1 protein-coding gene is annotated in these 283 nt (G+C 45.2%); it reads left to right on the forward strand.

The genetic code is table 11. From position 1 onward, the window contains the following. A partial coding sequence (locus L0U89_RS20395) for a glutamate synthase central domain-containing protein (RefSeq protein ID WP_234863207.1) occupies positions 1-283 on the forward strand: 283 nt, incomplete at both ends.

Raw genomic sequence — 283 nt, forward strand, 5'->3', positions numbered from 1 at the left:
TTCAAATACCAGAAAGCTTTTGGTTATTCTACGGAAGATCTTGAAACCATCATTGCACCCATGGCAATAGATGGCAAAGAGCCAGTAGGTTCAATGGGTACTGATACCCCACTTGCGATATTAAGTGATCAGCCGCAACACCTCAGCAGTTATTTCAAACAACTGTTTGCTCAGGTAACCAATCCGCCAATTGATCCAATTCGTGAGCGATTGGTAATGTCACTCGCCACCTTTGTAGGTAACAATGGCAACCTGCTGACAGAAGAACCACTGGCCGCGCATA

Origin of the sequence: Mariniradius sediminis (assembly GCF_021491425.1) — a bacterium.
Lineage (GTDB): Bacteria > Bacteroidota > Bacteroidia > Cytophagales > Cyclobacteriaceae > Mariniradius > Mariniradius saccharolyticus.